The sequence below is a fragment of the Marinovum sp. genome (assembly GCF_034669705.1).
Taxonomy (GTDB): Bacteria; Pseudomonadota; Alphaproteobacteria; order Rhodobacterales; family Rhodobacteraceae; genus Marinovum.
This window is the reverse complement of the sequence record NZ_JAXMOR010000002.1, coordinates 194,033-210,213: the sequence shown is the minus strand read 5'-3', so window position 1 is coordinate 210,213 and position 16,181 is coordinate 194,033. Positions and strand designations below refer to the sequence as shown.

Genomic DNA, 16,181 nt, shown 5'->3' with positions numbered 1-16,181 from the left:
GAGCGGGCAAACCGCCAGCCATAATGACCGCGGACACTCAGGGATCATATTCATGTCGACCGTCACCGACCCCCCGGCGGAGTCGTTCCGGCTATCGCAGCTGATCAACGACACCCGTTACCGGTCCATCACCTTCCAGTTCATCGCGCTGATCCTGCTGATCTTCGCCATGGCCTACCTCGGGTTGAACCTCGTCCAGAACCTCGCCGCCGCCGGGCTCAACATCTCCTACGATTTCCTCGGTGAGCCGGCCGGCTATGACATCAACCAGACGCTGATCGACTACAACAGCCAGTCGAGCCACTGGCGGGCCGCCATGGTCGGCGTGCTCAACACGCTGCTGGTGGCCATCATGGGCTGCATCATGGCCACCATCGTCGGCGTCTTTGTCGGGGTGCTGCGGCTGTCGCCGAACTGGCTGATCCGCAAGCTGATGTCGGTCTATGTCGAGATCTTCCGCAACGTGCCGGTGCTGATCTGGATCCTGATCATCATGGCGGTCTTTGTCGCCGTGCTGCCGCAGCCGCGCGATTTCCGCGGCGACGACGCCGAGGCCTCGATGCTCTGGGACGCTTTTGCCTTCACCGGTCGCGGCTTCTACCTGCCGGCGCCGGTCTTCGAGCCGGGCGCCTGGCTGGTGGTCGCGACCTTCGCGGCCTCGCTGGTGGCGATCGTGTTCTACCGCCGCTACACCACGAAAAAGCTCTATGACGAGGGCGTGCTGCTGCCCCGCGGCTGGCCGTCCGCCGCGCTGTTCTTCGTGCCGACGCTGCTGATGTTCTTCCTCCTGGGACGACCGATCTCGCTGGAATACCCCTCGCTGCAGGGCTTCAACTTCCAGGACGGCATCTACATGCGCAACTCGCTGCTGTCGCTGTGGTTCGCGCTGTCGATCTATACCGCCGCCTTCATCGCCGAGAACGTCCGCGCCGGCATCCTCGCCGTCTCCAAAGGCCAGACCGAGGCGGCCGCCTCGCTGGGCCTGCGGCCCAACCGGATCATGAACCTCGTGGTGCTGCCGCAGGCGCTGCGGGTGATCATCCCGCCGCTGATCTCGCAGTATCTCAACCTCACCAAGAACTCCTCGCTGGCGATCGCCGTGGGCTACATGGACCTGACCGGCACCCTGGGCGGCATCACGTTGAACCAGACCGGGCGCGCCATCGAATGCGTGCTGCTGCTGATGCTGTTCTACCTGACGATCTCGCTCGCCATCTCGGCGATCATGAACGTCTACAACAACGCCGTGAAGCTGAAGGAGCGCTGAGATGAGTGACATGCACGCACATTCCGTCGCTTACGTCCGCGAAACCATGCTGCCCGAACAGGAGCCGCCGGCCTCGGCGGTGGGAGTGGTCGCCTGGATGCGCGAGAACCTGTTTCGCGGCTGGGCCAACACGCTGATGACGCTGGTCGCGATCTTCGTGATCTACAAGATCGTGGCCGGGGCGCTGCCGTGGTTTGCCAATGGCCTCTGGAGCACCTCCTCGCTGGCCGAATGCCGCGAGATCCTGCAAGGCACCACCGGCGGCTGCTTCTCGGTGCTGACCGAACGCTGGAACCAGCTGCTGTTCGGCTTCCAATATCCGCAGGACCAGTACTGGCGGCTGATTCTCGCCTTTTTGCTGCTCGGTCTCGCCATCGCACCGGTGCTGTTCAACACCCTGCCCAAGGCGATGCTGCTCTTTACCGGGCTCTATCCCTTCATCGCCTTCTGGCTGATCTGGGGCGGCACGATCCTTGCGCCGCTGGTGGCGCTGGCGGGATTCGTGGTGGGCTTCATCGCCTTCAAGAAGGTCGAGCACCAGAGCTTCGCCATGGGGGCGCTGGCCTTCCTTGTGGCGGCGGTGGTGACCTGGTTCATCGGCGGCTTTGCCGTCCGCTCAGAGCCCGGCTTCCTGGCGCTCGAGAGCGTGCCTTCGCGCGACATGGGGGGCTTCATGCTCAACATGATCCTCGGCGTGGTCTGCGTCTCGCTGTCGTTGCCCTTCGGCATCGTGCTCGCGCTCGGGCGACAGTCTGACATGCCGATCATCAAGTGGATCTGCGTGCTCTTCATCGAGTTCATCCGCGGCGTGCCGCTGATCACGCTGCTCTTCGTCGCCAACGTGGTGCTGGCCTATTTCCTGCCGCCGGGCACCAGCTTTGACCTGATCATCCGCGTGATCATCATGATCACCGCCTTTGCCTCGGCCTATATCGCCGAGGTGATCCGGGGCGGTCTGGCAGCCCTGCCGCGCGGGCAGTACGAGGCGGCAGATTCGCTTGGCCTCGACTATGCCCAGGCGACCCGGCTGATCATCATGCCGCAGGCGCTGAAGATCTCGATCCCCGGCATCGTCAACGTCGCGGTGGGCCTGTTCAAGGACACCACGCTGGTCTCGGTGATCTCGATGTTCGACCTTGTCGGCATGATCCGCGGTCCGATCCTCGCCTCGACCGAGTGGAACGGCGTCTACTGGGAACTCTGGGGCTTCGCGGTCTTCCTGTTCTTCATCGTCTGCTACTCGATCTCGCAATATTCACAATGGCTGGAGCGTCAGCTTCAGACCGATCACCGTTAAGAGGAGGGATTGTCCATGGCTCAAGCTGCACAAACCCAGATGGAAATCTCCAACGAAGTCGCCATCCAGATCGAGAACATGAACAAGTGGTACGGCACGTTCCACGTGCTGCGTGACATCGACCTGACCGTTCATCGCGGCGAGCGGATCGTCATTGCCGGGCCGTCGGGTTCTGGCAAGTCGACCCTGATCCGCTGCATCAACGCCTTGGAAGAGCACCAGAAAGGGTCGATCACCGTCGACGGCACGCGGCTGTCGTCGGATGTGAAGAACATCGACCGGATCCGCTCTGAGGTCGGCATGGTGTTCCAGCACTTCAACCTGTTTCCGCATCTGACGATCCTCGAGAACTGCACCCTGGCGCCGATCTGGGTCCGCAAGACGCCCAAGAAGGAAGCCGAAGAGACCGCGATGCACTTCCTGCGCAAGGTCAAGATTCCCGAGCAGGCCGACAAGTATCCCGGCCAGCTGTCGGGCGGTCAGCAGCAGCGGGTGGCGATTGCCCGCTCGCTCTGCATGAAGCCGCGGATCATGCTGTTCGACGAGCCGACCTCGGCACTTGACCCCGAGATGATCAAGGAGGTGCTCGACACCATGGTCGAACTCGCCGAAGAGGGCATGACCATGCTTTGCGTCACCCACGAGATGGGCTTCGCGCGGCAGGTGGCGAACCGGGTGATCTTCATGGACGCCGGCCAGATCGTCGAACAGAACGAGCCGGAAGAGTTCTTCAACAACCCGCAGAACGAGCGGACCAAGCTGTTCCTGAGCCAGATCCTCGGGCATTGAGGTCAAGTGCTCTAGATTGCGCGCCCTCGCGGAAATTCGCGGGGGCGTTTTGCGTTTCCGGTCCAGAGCTGCGCAGCGCCGGGCCGCGGTGCGGCGGGCCGCCGGTCATGTCGGCCAGTTTACCCGGCAAACTCCGTAGAACCTCTCATCTGCGCGCGTGTGGCAGCCAAATCGCCGGCGGCGGCCTGCACCCCGCTGTTAACGCGCGGGTGCTACGCCAGTTCGCGAGGCACCACGAAATCCACCACGCGACCCATGCCGTAATCCACGTCTTCCCAGCTTTCTGCCTCGAAATCCGCCACCAGGGTTGCTCCGGTGGGATAATCGCCGAACCGCCCATGCTCTGGTGCAATGGTCACCACTCGCCCGGCAAAGCTCCCGATCCCCGGATTGTGCCCGATCATCAGCACGCAGCCCGCCTCCGCCTGCCGCAACCGGTCCAGCAGCGTCCCCGCTTCGGCCAGGTAGAGTCCCGGCGAAAACCGCACCGGGCAGTCCAGCCGCAACCCGGCAAAGGTCTCCTGCGTGCGCACCGCGTCCGAGCTCAGCGCAAGCTCCGGCAGATAGGCCCTGTCCCGCAGCCAGTCTCCCAGCGCCGCGGCGGAACGCCGACCGCGTTTGTTCAGCCGCCGCGCGTGATCGCCCTGCCAGGGGGCGTCCCAGCTCGATTTCGCGTGGCGCATCAGGATCAACCGCAGGGTCATGCCGGGTGAAAGCTCCTCATATGGAACGCCGATTGCGCCTCGGCCCGGCCATATCTCTGCGACAGCGGGCAGGACCGGCGTACCGCGCATCCCCGCGCCATGCAATCCTCGCCTGCGGCCGTGTCCAGATAGGCCTTGCAGCCCGGCACGTCATAGCCGCCCACCCCCAGCGCACCCACCGGACAGGCGTCGAGGCAGGGCTTGTGGCAGCCCTCACAGGGGCAGGCCGGGGCAGGGGGCAGGGCGATCCGTTCGCGCAGGGCCAGCGCGCCGCGGAACGACACCATCAGCCCGGCCCGGTCATGCACCAGAATGCCGGCCGGCGAGTTCCACACCCGCCCGGTGGCCTTGGCCCAAACGATGAAGGGCGCATAGGGCGGCCCGTCAGAAGGGTAGATCGCCCGCGCCCCCAAGGTCTCGGCCCAGCCACCCAGCACCCGCTTCGACCAACGGTCAAGCGGGTGCGCCGCGCCGTCACGATACTCCGGACTGGCCTGGAACGCTGGCCAGAAGGCAGGCTCTCCCGGGCCGATCATCAGCAGCGTGGCGCAGCCGTCCGGCGCGCCGTCCTCCGGCCCGGGGTGAAATCCGCCCAGCACCCGCAGGTGTCGCGCCTGCGCTTCTGCCTCTAGCGTTTCGAGAACGGCAGCCACAGGCTCCACCCCAGCTGCGTCGGCCGCGCGTCCTGCCACTCGAGCCCGATGGTCATGCCGTCATGGCCGGCCTCGGGCTGGGCGCGATAGGTGCGAAACAGCCGGTCCCAGAGCGACAGGGAAAAACCGTAGTTGCTGTCATGCTCGTGGCGATGCACCGAATGGTGCACCCGGTGCATGTCGGGGGTCACCAGAACCCGACGCAGCAGGGCGTCGACCCGCAGCGGCAGCCGCAGGTTGGCGTGGTTAAACATTGCCGTGCCGTTCAGCAGGACCTCGAAGATCACCACCGCCCAGGCCGCGGGCCCCAGCAGGTAGACCAGCCCGATCTTCAGCAGCATCGACAGCGCGATCTCGACCGGGTGAAAGCGGATCGCGGTGGTCACGTCGATCTCGACATCGGCGTGATGCACCCGGTGCAGCCGCCAGAGCAGCGGCACCTTGTGGGTGACCAGATGCTGCAGCCAGATCGCGAAGTCGAAGATCAGCACCGCCAGCCCGATTTCCAGCCAGACCGGCCAGCCAAGCTGGTTCAACAGCCCCCAGCCCTGCGCCTCGGCATCGAGCGCCGCACCCACGGCCAGAAGCGGCAGCCCCAGCGCCAGCGCCCGCAGCGCCAGCGTATTGGCAAGGGTGAACCCCCAGTTGGTGACCCAGCGGCGTCGTCGCGGATGCTGTCGCGCGCGGCGCGGGGCCACGGCCTCGAGCGCGGCAAACAGCGCGAAGAGCCCGGCGAACACGCCGAGCCGGATCAAGGTTTCATTCTCCATGGCGCGGTATATAGGCCATGGCCTGAGCGTCACAGTTCACGTCTTGGGGATGTCGCGGATCAATGAGCCGGCGCCGTGTTCGGTATAGAGCTCGAGCAGGCAGGCATTGGGCGCCCGGCCGTCGAGGATCACCACCGCCCGCACGCCCCGCCCGATCGCGTCGAGCGCGGTCTCGGTCTTGGGGATCATGCCGCCGGCAATCACGCCCTCGGCGGTCATCTCGCGGATCTGCGCCGCGGTAAGCTCGGTCACCACCTCGCCCTCGGCGTTCTTGACGCCCGCCACATCGGTCAGCAGCAGCAGCCGGTCGGCCTTGAGCGCGCCGGCGATGGCGCCGGCGGCGGTGTCGCCGTTGATGTTGAAGGTCTCGCCATTGCGACCGGCGCCCAGCGGCGCGATCACCGGAATGGTGTTCGAGCGGAACATGTCGTGCAGCACCGCGGTGTTGATCGTGTCGGGCGTGCCGACAAATCCCAGATCGGAATGGGTCTGCTCGCAGACGATCAGGTTGGCGTCCTTGCCGGAAACGCCCACCGCCTTGCCGCCCTGGGCGTTGATCGCCTGGACGATGCGCTTGTTGACGAGGCCCGAGAGCACCATCTCGACCACCTCGACGGTCGGTTTGTCGGTCACCCGCTTGCCATTGACGAAGGTGCTCTCGATGCCGAGCTTGTCGAGCATCGCGTTGATCATCGGGCCGCCGCCATGCACCACCACCGGGTTGACGCCGACCTGCTGCATCAGCACCACGTCGCGGGCAAATTCCTCCATCGCCTCGTCAGAGCCCATGGCGTGACCGCCAAGCTTGATGACGACGATGGCGTCGGTGTAGCGCTGAAGGTACGGCAGTGCCTGGCTCAGGGTGCGAGCCGTGGCGATCCAATCGCGGTTCATGTCCTGGGTTCTCATCTTCGGCCCCTCTTGAAAGGCTGTTATCCCAACAGGGCGTTTCGGGCGCAAGCGGATTACGGGAGGCGAAGCCGCGCGATCGCCGAGCCGCGGGGTGGCGATCCTGTGTTCCCTATCCGCCACTTTATGCCGGCTCAATCCGTCCAAGCTCCCAGCAATGCGCCTGCCTCACCAAATCGCCGCCCCGGGGGGCGGGTCGGCGATCGCACGGCGGTCTGCGGCCTTGTCCCGCGCGAGCCCTATACCAGCGTCGCGATGATCGACCTGAGCGTCTCGATGCCGTCGCCCTTCTCGGACGAGGTCACCACGATCTCCGGATAGGCCGCCGGATGCGCCGAGAGCCGGCCGCGCACCTGATCGAGCACCTTCTCGCGGGCGTCGAGCTTGACCTTGTCGGCCTTGGTCAGCACTGCCTGAAAGGTCACCGCGCTCTTGTCGAGCAGGGTCATGATCTCTTCATCGACCGTCTTGACCCCGTGCCGCGCGTCGATCAGCACGAATGCCCGGCGCAGTGATTGCCGCCCCGAAAGGTACTGCTTCAGCAGCCGCTGCCATTTCTCGACCACCGCCACCGGTGCATTGGCATAGCCATAGCCGGGCAGGTCGACGAGGTAATGGCTCTCGGCCAGGGTGAAGAAGTTGATCTCCTGAGTCCGCCCCGGCGTGTTGGAGGCGCGCGCGATCCCCTTGCGCCCGGTCAGGGCATTGATCAGCGAGGATTTGCCGACGTTCGACCGGCCGGCGAAACAGACCTCGATCCGCTCATCGGGCGGCAGGCCTGACATGGCGACCACGCCCTTGAGAAAGTCTTTCTCGCCGGCAAACAGCTTGCGACCGGCCTCGCGGGCAAAATCGTCGGGCTCTTCGGCTAGGGGGAAGGGCAGTTGCATCATGCGGGTCCGATCTCGTCACCTGCGGCGATTTCGCCGCCTTGTATTACCTCGGCCATCACGCTGAAATCGCGGTGGCCCCATGTGTCCAGCGTGCCCAGGATATCGGCATCGCGCGCCCCGGTCTCTGGGTTGGCATGGGTCATCAGACAGCGCGTCGTCCGCTCCCGCACCATCACCACGGCGGAGCCGATCCTGACCTCGCGACCGATCCAGTCGAACTCTTCCCAGGGCGCGAGGCCGTCGAACCAGAGGTTGCCGCGCCAGCGATGGATCGACAGATCCCGGCCCAGCTTCTGCGACACCGCCCGGTGCGACGACCGGTTGCACAGCGACACCGAGGCGAAATCGCTGTCGGTCATCGCCCGCGCCTCGGCGCGTACCACCCGGTCAGAGGCCGCCCGGCCCTCGGGCATCAGCGACCGGGTCCAGTCGATCAGCGTCGCGCCCTCGACATCGGGGCGGAACCGCACTTCGCCCAACTCAGGATGGGTCAGCGTCACCGTGGCCGTGGCCTCGTCGAGCGCGGCAGTCATCGCCTGCAGCCCGGGCACCTTGGCGCCGCGGGTAAAGTTGCGGCAGGGCAGCCACTCTGTTCCGTCGGCATCGGTCGCGTCATGCGCCACCGCCCAGTGCCGGTCCCAGGGCAGGGATTGGCCAGGGCTCAAAGTGACGCGAGCCACGGCCTCCCGGCCGTGGCTCTTGATCGGATAGCGCAGGATATCGGTGATCCGTCCGGTCATTTCTTGGCGGCTTCCGCGGCCTTCTTCTTGTTCTTGCCGGTGATATTGCCGAACAGGTCCGGCTTGTAGCCGTGACTGCGCATGATCAGGTACTGCTGGATGAAAGTGATCGTGTTGTTGGCAATCCAGTAGACCACAAGGCCGGAGGCAAAGCTGCCGAGCATGAACATGAACACCCACGGCATCCAGGCAAAGATCATCTGCTGGGTCGGATCGGTGGGCGCCGGGTTCAGCTTTTGCTGCAGCCACATCGACACACCGAGCAGCAGCGGCAGGATGCCGATGAAGACCAGCGCCAGAATGGTGCCGGGCTCGGGTGCGGCCCAGGGCAGCAGACCCCAGAGATTGTAGAGCGACGAGGGATCGGGCGCCGAGAGGTCGTCGATCCAGCCGATCCAGGGCGCGTGACGCAGCTCGAGCGTGACGAAGATCACCTTGTAGAGCGAGAAGAAGATCGGGATCTGCAAGAGCAGCGGCAGACAGCCCGAGGCCGGGTTGACCTTTTCCTTCTTGTAGAGGCCCATCATCTCCTGCTGGAGCTTCTGGCGGTCGTCGCCGGCGCGCTCCTTGATCTTCTCCATCTCGGGCTGAAGTTCGCGCATCTTGGCCATCGAGGCATAGGACTTGTAGGCCAGCGGGAAGAGCACCGCCTTGATGATCAGGGTCAGCGCGATGATCGCCCAGCCCATGTTGCCGATGATCTGGTTGAGCCAGTGCAGCAGCGCAAAGATCGGCTTGGTCAGGAAGAAGAACCAGCCCCAGTCGATGCTGTCGATGAAACCTTCGACGCCTTCGGCCTCGTATTCGCGGATGGTGTCCCATTCCTTGGCACCGGCAAAGAGCTGCGTGGTGACCTCGGCGGTGGCGCCGGGGGCCAGGCTGCGGGTCTTGAGCACGGTTTCGGTCTGGTAGATGTTGCGGCGCGGGTCGTATTTCGCGGCGGAGCGGAAGGCCTCGCCGGGCGCGGGCACCAGCGTCGCCATCCAGTAGTGATCGGTAAAGCCGATCCAGCCGTTCTCGGTCACCTGCATGACCTCGGCCGGCACGCCGTCGCGGGCGTCGACTTCGAAATCGGTCATGTCGTCATAGTCGATCTCGGCCAGCTCGCCATCGGACATGGCGACGACGCCCTCGTGTAGGACGAAGAAGTTCTTCAGGTCGACCGGTTCGCCATGCCGCGCCAGAAGCCCGTAGGGCGCCAGCGAAACGGTGCCCTCCGTGCTGTTCTCGACGCTCTGGGTGACGGTGAACATGTAATCGGCGTCCACGGCGATCTGACGGGTAAAGCGCAGGCCGCTGCCGTTCTCCCAGGCCAGGGTGACCGGGCTCTCGGGGGTCAGGGTGGTGTTGCCGGCGATCTGCCATTCGGTGTTGGGGCCGGGCACGTCGGATGCGGCGAGGCCTTGGCCGGGCGCCCAGCCGTGCAGCGCGTAGTAGGCACCGGGTGTGCCGACCGGGCGCAGCAGCGAGACGATCGGCGCGTCGGGATCGGTGGTCTCGCGGTAGTCCTTGAGGGCCAGCGTGTCGATCCGGCCGCCCTGGGCCGAGATGCTGCCCGACAGGCGCGGCGTCTCGATGGCAATGCGCGGGGCATCGGGGCTGGCGGCGGCATCTTCGGTCAGCGGCGTGGTGCCGGGCGCGGCGCCGGGGGTGTCGGCCACGCCGGGGGTGGCGGCGACATCGCCGGGGGTCGCCGTGCCTTCGGCCACCGACGGCGCCGGTTCGATGGTGTCCGGCTCGGGCGGCGGGAACAGCACGAACCAGATCAGGATCACGACGAAGCTGAGCGCAGTTGCGAGGATGAGGTTCTTGTTCTGATCGTCCATAGGGGACCGCCACCTGTCTCTTGGGTATCAGGCCGGGTTCAACCCTTGCGCGGCCCAAAGGTCAAGGGCCGAGTGCCATATTCCCCGGGCGTGGGGCCATTCGGGGCACCCTGTCGCAGCGGCAGGGCCGACAGGCGGCCCGTGGTCGCCCGGGGTCAAAGGCCTTTGACCGCCCGGTTCAGGGGCTGCGGCGGGTGGCAGGGCCGGGCAGGGGGGCGATTTCCGGCGGTCTGGCGATCCGCGCGGTGTGATCGGTGATCCACTCCGCCAGTTGGTCGGCCGGCATCGGCATGGCGATACCGAAGCCCTGGACGTGGCCGCAGCCCAATTGCGACAGCAGGGCGTTCTCGCCCAGGGTCTCGACCCCTTCGGCCAGGGTCTCGAGGCCCAGTTTCTCGGCCATGGTCAGGATCATCGTCACCATGCGCTGCTGTTCAGGGTCGATGTCGCATTTCACCACGAAGGAGCGGTCGAACTTGAGCCGGTCGATGGCGAATCGCCGCAGCGAGGTGATCGAGGCATGGCCGGTACCGAAATCGTCGAGATCGATGGTGCAGCCCAGGGCCGCGAGATCGGCGATATTGCGCGAGACGATATCATCCGGCGTGCCGGCGACCACATGTTCGAGGATCTCCACCGCCAGTCGCTCCGGGGCGAGGCTGAAGCGGTCGATCTCCCAGCGCAGCCGGGTGACGAGCTTGGGATTGCGCAGCTCGGTCTCGGTGAAGTTCACCCCGACCTGCGGGATCGCAAAGCCGGAGCGATCGAGGTCGCGTAGCGTCGAGAGGGCGTGGAACAGGATGACCTCGCCCAGCCGCTCGAGCAGGCCCGCGGCCTCGAGCGCCGGCAGGAAATCGCCCGGCGGGATCAGTCCGCGCACCGGGTGGCGCCAGCGGGCCAGCGCCTCGAGCCCGGAAATCCGCCCGGTCTCGGTGCAGATCTGCGGCTGGTACCAAGCGCAGATCTGGCCGTCGTCAAGCGCACGGGCGGCCTCGTCGATCAGGGCGACGCGCTGGTTGCGATTGCGTTGCAGGTCGGGAGAGAAGGCGCGGATCGCGCCCGGGCCATGGCGGCGCGCCTCGTCGAGCGCGGCGACGGTGGCGTCGATCAGCCCGGTGCCGCTCTTGTCGGGCGCACGCGCCGCGAGGCAGAAGCCGATGCAGGCCGAGACATAGACCGGCGCCCGGTCTATGCGGATCGGTTCCTCGAGCTCGGATTGCAGCCGGGCGGCCATCTGCACTGCGGATTCGACATCGATCCGGCGCAGCGGCGCCAGCACCACGCCGATCCGCCAGTCGCTGAGCCGCACGAAGCAATCCGACCCGCGCATCGCCGTGCGCAGCCGCGCCGCCAGGGTATCGGCCACCCGGTCGCAGGCATCGCCGCCGAATCGCTCGCAGAACTCGGGCCCGTCATCGACCTCGACCATGAAGCAGACGGTGGTGCGCCCGGAGCTGCGACACTCGGTCAGGAGCGCATCGACCCGGTCGGGAAACCCCTCGCGCAGGTGCAGGCCGGTGACCGGATCAGTGCGCGCCGGCCGCACCTTGGCCCGCCCGATCAGCACCGCCAGCCAGAGCAGTGGCACTCCGATCGCCAGCGCCGCCAGCAGCGGTTCGCCGCCGATCCAGAAGCCGCCAAGCGCCAGCGCCGGAAACAGCGCCGGCAGCATCGGGCTGACGGTCAGATCGTGCAACACACGCTGAGCGGCGCGCGGCAGTCGCGGATTGGTGTCCGGCATGAGAAGTTCCGTCCGAGCTTGACCCCTGAGAGCTTCAGGATTAGCCGCGCCCGGTCACTCATGCGTTAACGCAGGTCAGGAACATTCCCGGAACTTATCTCGAATTGTTCCGAATTTCGCTCTAGCCCGGCAAAGTCGAACAGCCCCGAATCAAGCAGGTGCGAGGGCCGCGCGTTCATCAGCGCGCGGAACATCACCTGTCGCCGGCCGGGGCTGTTGCGCTCCCAGCCGTCGAGGATCTGCTTGACCTGCTGGCGCTGCAACCCGTCCTGAGATCCGCAAAGGTCGCAGGGAATGATCGGATATTTCAAGGCCTTGGCGAACTTCTCGCAGTCGGCCTCGGCGACGAAGGACAGCGGGCGATAGAGAAACAGGTCGCCTTCCTCGTTGACCAGCTTTGGCGGCATGGTGGCCAGCCGCCCGCCGTGAAACAGGTTCATGAAGAAGGTCTCGAGGATGTCGTCGCGGTGATGGCCGAGCACAACCGCCGAGCAGCCCTCTTCGCGGGCGATCCGGTAGAGGTTGCCGCGCCGCAGACGTGAGCAGAGCGCGCAGTAGGTCCGGCCGGCCGGCACCTTGTCCTTCACGATGGAATAGGTGTCCTGGTATTCGATCCGATGCGGCACGCCCATCTTCTCGAGGAACTCCGGCAGCACCGTCGCCGGGAAATTCGGCTGCCCCTGGTCGAGGTTGCAGGCCAGGATCTCGACCGGCAAGAGCCCGCGCCACTTCAGCTCGTGCAGCACCGCCAGCAGGGTATAGCTGTCCTTGCCGCCAGACAGGCAGACCAGCCATTTCGCGCCACGCTCGACCATGCCGTAGTGCTCGATCGCCTCGCGGGTCTGACGGACGATGCGTTTGCGCAGCTTCTTGAACTCCGTCGAGGAGGGCGCATCGGCAAAGAGCGGGTGGATGTCATCGGTGTTGTCAAACATGGCGCGGGTCTAGTCCTGCGCGCGCGGCGAGGCAAGCGCCATGCTCAGGCCTTGAGCCTCGTGCCGCGCCGCAACATGTTCCAGGCCACCGCGGCCACCGCCGCCGCCGAAACGATCGAGACCACAAGCCCCAGCACCGGCGCACTGTCGGAGACCCCGATCATGCCAAACCGCACGCCGTCGATCAGGTAGAACATCGGGTTGAAGCGGGTGATTTCATGCAGCACCGGCGGCAGCGCCTCGACCGAGTAGAAGGTGCCCGAGAGAAACGCCAGCGGGGTGACGATGAAGTTGGTGATCGCCGCCATCTGGTCGAATTTCTGGGCGTAGATCCCGGCGATGATGCCGAGGCCCGACAGGAACGCCGCCCCGAGGATGACGAAACACAGCGCCCAGAACGGATGCGCCAGCCCCAACCCCAGAACCGCCCAGAGCCCGGCGGCAATCACCAGCGCGACGACCAGCCCGCGCACCACGCCGCCGGCGAAATAGCCCAGTACCAATTCCAAGGGCGACAGCGGCGGCATCAGGGTGTCGACGATATTGCCCTGCACCTTGGAGATCATGATCGACGAGGAGGTATTGGCAAAGGCGTTTTGGATCACCGTCATCATCAGGATGCCGGGCGCGATGAAATGGGTGAAGGGCACGCCCATCACGTCGCCGCGGCGCGGGCCGATGGCGATGGAAAAGATCATCAGGAACAGCCCCGCGGTCACCAGCGGCGCCAGCAGCGTCTGGGTCCAGACCGCGAGAAAGCGCTGGATCTCGCGCTGGCACAGCGTCGCCAGCCCCAGCCAATTCACCCGGCCAAAGCGCCGCATGCCCATTTCCGGGGCCGTCCCCGCCTGCACAGTCTCGCTCATGGCTGCCTCCTGCTCACGATTCGCGGCCTTGTAACTCAGCCACCAGTGATTAAAATAGGGGCCACACAGAAATTCCCAGAGCGGCCCGCTGTCGAGGCCGCTTTTTCTCGTAAGGATGATCCATGGCCTGGACCGATGAACGCGTCGAATTGCTCAAGAAAATGTGGGGCGAGGGGCAGTCCGCGAGCCAGATCGCCAAGGAGCTGGGCGGCGTGACGCGCAATGCCGTGATCGGCAAGGTGCATCGTCTCGGCCTGTCGAACCGCGCCGGGGCCGGCACCGGCCCGGCCGCCGCCAAGCCCGAGCCCGCCAAGGCGCCGAAACCGGACGCCAAGGCCAAGCCCGCGCCCAAGGCCGACGTCAAACCGCGCCCCGAGCCCGTCGCGGCCGCTGCCGAGGAACCCGCCGCCGCCAAGCCCTCGACCCCGGCGCGCCGCCAGATCATCCCGGCCGGCCAGCCTCTGCCGCCGCAGCCCTCGGCCAACGAGATCAGCCCCGAGGCGCTGGCCAAGGTCAACGAGATCGAGAAGAAGGCCAAGCGCCTGACCCTGATGGAGCTGACCGAACGGACCTGCAAATGGCCGGTCGGCGATCCGGCAACCGAGGATTTCTGGTTCTGCGGGCTGCCGGTGTCGCAGGGCAAACCCTATTGCGAGGCGCATGTCGGCGTCGCCTTCCAGCCGATGTCCTCGCGCCGCGACCGCCGCCGCTAGGGCCGGGCCGCTTCGGGGCGGCGGGCCGCGCGCAGTCGCCAGCCGCGTCCCGGACCTGATCCGGGACCTCATCGCCGGCCCTTGGTCCCGAGACCCGGCGTTCCCGAGACCCGGCGCGCCAGACGGCCCCCCCACAGCGACTGGATCTCTGCCCCGCGAGGCAATACCCTGACAGCCGACCTCGGCGCAGGACAGAAAGGCCCCGACGATGAGCGACCCGCAGCAGCCCGCCTATCAGGTTCTGGCGCGCAAGTACCGGCCAGAGACCTTTGCCGATCTGGTCGGTCAGGGCGCCATGGTGCGCACCTTGAAGAACGCCTTCGAGACCGGCCGCATCGCCCAGGCCTTCATGATGACCGGCATCCGCGGCACCGGCAAGACGACGACCGCGCGGATCATTGCCAAGGGGATGAACTGCATCGGCCCCGATGGCCAGGGCGCCCCCACCACCGAGCCCTGCGGGGCCTGCGAACATTGCATCGCCATTTCCGAGGGCCGCCATGTCGACGTGTTGGAAATGGACGCGGCCTCGAACACCGGCGTCGACGATATCCGCTCCACGGTGATCGACAGCGTGGCCTACGCGCCTTCGGCCGCACGCTACAAGGTCTACATCATCGACGAAGTGCACATGCTGTCGAAATCGGCCTTCAATGCGCTTCTGAAAACCCTCGAAGAGCCGCCCGCCCATGTGAAGTTCATCTTCGCCACCACCGAGATCCGCAAGGTGCCGGTGACGGTGCTGTCGCGCTGTCAGCGCTTCGATCTGCGCCGGATCGAGCCCGAGGACATGATCGGCCTGCTGCGCCGCATCGCCACCTCGGAGGGCGCGGAGATCGCCGAGGATGCGCTGGCGCTGATCACCCGCGCCGCCGAGGGCTCGGCGCGCGATGCCACCTCGCTGCTCGACCAGGCAATCAGCCATGGCGCCGGCGAGACCACTGCCGAACAGGTCCGCGCCATGCTGGGGCTGGCCGACCGCGGCCGGGTGATGGACCTCTTCGACCTGGTGATGAAGGGCGACGCCGCCGGCGCGTTGTCTGAGCTCTCGGCGCAATATGCCGATGGCGCCGACCCGATGGCGGTGCTGCGCGACCTCGCCGAGGTCACTCACTGGATCTCGGTGGTCAAGATCACGCCGGGCGCGGCCGAAGACCCGACCATCGCCCCGGATGAGCGCACCCGCGGCCAACAAATGGCGACCGACCTGCCGATGCGCGCGCTCAGCCGCATGTGGCAGATGCTGCTCAAGGCGATCGAGGAGGTGGCCCTGGCCCCCAACGCGATGATGGCGGCCGAGATGGCGCTGATCCGTCTGACCCATGTCGCCGACCTGCCGAGCCCGGAAGAGCTGATCCGCAAGCTCGGCGAGGCCCCGGTGCCGACCCCGCCCACCGGCGGCGGCGGTCGCCAGACCAATGCCCAGACCGCCGCCCAGACCAGCGCCCAGGGGATTGCTCGCCCCACTCATCCGGGCCCGTCCGGCCCCTCGGCCTCAGGCGGCAGCGCTGTCGTCGCCCTGGCCACCGACCAGGCGCTGGCCCGCTACCCCGGCTTCGAGCATGTGATCGAGCTGATCCGCTCGAACCGCGACGTCAAGCTGCTGGTCGAGGTCGAGGCCGGCGTCCGCCTCGCCGCCTACCAGCCCGGCCGCATCGAGTTCACCCCGGCCGAGGGCGCCGCCCCCGATCTCGCCCAGCGTCTCGGCACCGCGCTGCAACGCTGGACCGGCAACCGCTGGGCGGTCACCCTGGTCAACGGTGCCGAGGCGCCCACCATCGTCGAGACCCGCGATGCCGACCGGCTGGCCCTCGAGGCCAAGGCCGCCGAGCACCCGCTGGTCCAGGCCGCGCTCGCCACCTTTCCCAAGGCGCGGATCACCGCCATCCATACCCCGCAGGAAGCCGAAGCCCAGGCCCAGACCGACGCCCTGGCCGAGGTCGAGGACGAATGGGACCCCTTCGAGGAAGACTGACGCCGGCCCCGGGGCGCGGCTCCCGATCTTCATCTTGCCGGATAAACCTCCGGGGGAGGCCGCAGGCCGGGGGCAGAGCCCCCATCGCCGCCACCGGCCACAC

At 66.5% G+C, this 16,181-nt stretch carries 14 protein-coding genes and 1 pseudogene; 5 read left to right on the top strand and 10 right to left on the bottom strand.

The window, feature by feature from the left end:
* The first annotated feature begins 52 nt into the window (after positions 1-52).
* Genes VOI27_RS02430 through VOI27_RS02420 form a run of 3 tightly spaced genes read left to right on the top strand, consistent with a single transcriptional unit; the run spans position 53 to position 3,353 of the window.
* Positions 53-1,267: an ABC transporter permease subunit gene (locus VOI27_RS02430; protein WP_323763693.1), complete on the top strand. Its 1,215-nt coding sequence runs from the start codon at positions 53-55 to the stop codon at positions 1,265-1,267.
* A gap of 1 nt (position 1,268) precedes the next feature.
* Positions 1,269-2,564, top strand: coding sequence for an amino acid ABC transporter permease (locus VOI27_RS02425; RefSeq protein WP_323763692.1), 1,296 nt, complete (start codon positions 1,269-1,271; stop codon positions 2,562-2,564).
* Positions 2,565-2,579: 15 nt separating this feature from the next.
* Entirely contained in the window at positions 2,580-3,353 is a 774-nt protein-coding gene (locus VOI27_RS02420; protein ID WP_323763691.1) for an amino acid ABC transporter ATP-binding protein, read from the top strand.
* A 212-nt stretch (positions 3,354-3,565) separates the two neighbouring features.
* Here VOI27_RS02420 and VOI27_RS02415 read toward each other — a convergent pair whose 3' ends face one another.
* The 10 genes from VOI27_RS02415 to VOI27_RS02370 form a co-directional block, all read right to left on the bottom strand.
* Entirely contained in the window at positions 3,566-4,057 is a 492-nt protein-coding gene (locus VOI27_RS02415) for a SixA phosphatase family protein (protein WP_323763690.1), read from the bottom strand.
* On the bottom strand, positions 4,054-4,710 hold the full coding sequence (locus VOI27_RS02410; protein ID WP_323763689.1) for a ferredoxin: 657 nt from the start codon (positions 4,708-4,710) through the stop codon (positions 4,054-4,056). Before VOI27_RS02410 ends, VOI27_RS02415 begins: the two co-directional genes overlap by 4 nt.
* Positions 4,686-5,480: a sterol desaturase family protein gene (locus tag VOI27_RS02405; RefSeq protein WP_323763688.1), complete on the bottom strand. Its 795-nt coding sequence runs from the start codon at positions 5,478-5,480 to the stop codon at positions 4,686-4,688. The genes VOI27_RS02410 and VOI27_RS02405 overlap by 25 nt, the downstream gene beginning before the upstream one ends.
* Positions 5,481-5,516: 36 nt before the next feature.
* Positions 5,517-6,389, bottom strand: a complete 873-nt coding sequence (gene argB, locus VOI27_RS02400) for an acetylglutamate kinase (protein WP_323763687.1) — start codon at positions 6,387-6,389, stop codon at positions 5,517-5,519.
* 239 nt (positions 6,390-6,628) lie between these two features.
* A complete protein-coding gene (gene yihA, locus VOI27_RS02395) occupies positions 6,629-7,279 on the bottom strand; it encodes a ribosome biogenesis GTP-binding protein YihA/YsxC (protein ID WP_323763745.1) in 651 nt (216 codons plus the stop codon).
* A complete protein-coding gene (locus VOI27_RS02390; RefSeq protein ID WP_323763686.1) occupies positions 7,279-8,022 on the bottom strand; it encodes an MOSC domain-containing protein in 744 nt (247 codons plus the stop codon). The genes yihA and VOI27_RS02390 overlap by 1 nt, the downstream gene beginning before the upstream one ends.
* The gene (yidC, locus tag VOI27_RS02385) at positions 8,019-9,848 is read right to left on the bottom strand and encodes a membrane protein insertase YidC (protein WP_323763685.1); all 1,830 of its coding nucleotides are present in this window, start codon (positions 9,846-9,848) and stop codon (positions 8,019-8,021) included. The genes VOI27_RS02390 and yidC overlap by 4 nt, the downstream gene beginning before the upstream one ends.
* Before the next feature lie 178 nt (positions 9,849-10,026).
* Entirely contained in the window at positions 10,027-11,589 is a 1,563-nt protein-coding gene (locus VOI27_RS02380; protein WP_323763684.1) for a bifunctional diguanylate cyclase/phosphodiesterase, read from the bottom strand.
* Positions 11,590-11,654: 65 nt separating this feature from the next.
* A complete protein-coding gene (gene ttcA, locus VOI27_RS02375) occupies positions 11,655-12,524 on the bottom strand; it encodes a tRNA 2-thiocytidine(32) synthetase TtcA (protein ID WP_323763683.1) in 870 nt (289 codons plus the stop codon).
* 44 nt (positions 12,525-12,568) lie between these two features.
* On the bottom strand, positions 12,569-13,390 hold the full coding sequence (locus VOI27_RS02370) for an ABC transporter permease (RefSeq protein ID WP_323763682.1): 822 nt from the start codon (positions 13,388-13,390) through the stop codon (positions 12,569-12,571).
* Between the two features lie 122 nt (positions 13,391-13,512).
* Here VOI27_RS02370 and VOI27_RS02365 point away from each other — a divergent pair, with 122 nt between their 5' ends.
* Positions 13,513-14,103, top strand: a complete 591-nt coding sequence (locus tag VOI27_RS02365; RefSeq protein ID WP_323763681.1) for a GcrA family cell cycle regulator — start codon at positions 13,513-13,515, stop codon at positions 14,101-14,103.
* A gap of 196 nt (positions 14,104-14,299) precedes the next feature.
* Positions 14,300-16,078 (top strand): annotated as a pseudogene (locus VOI27_RS02360) (DNA polymerase III subunit gamma/tau); the annotation flags it as partial.
* Between the last annotated feature and the right edge of the window lie 103 nt (positions 16,079-16,181).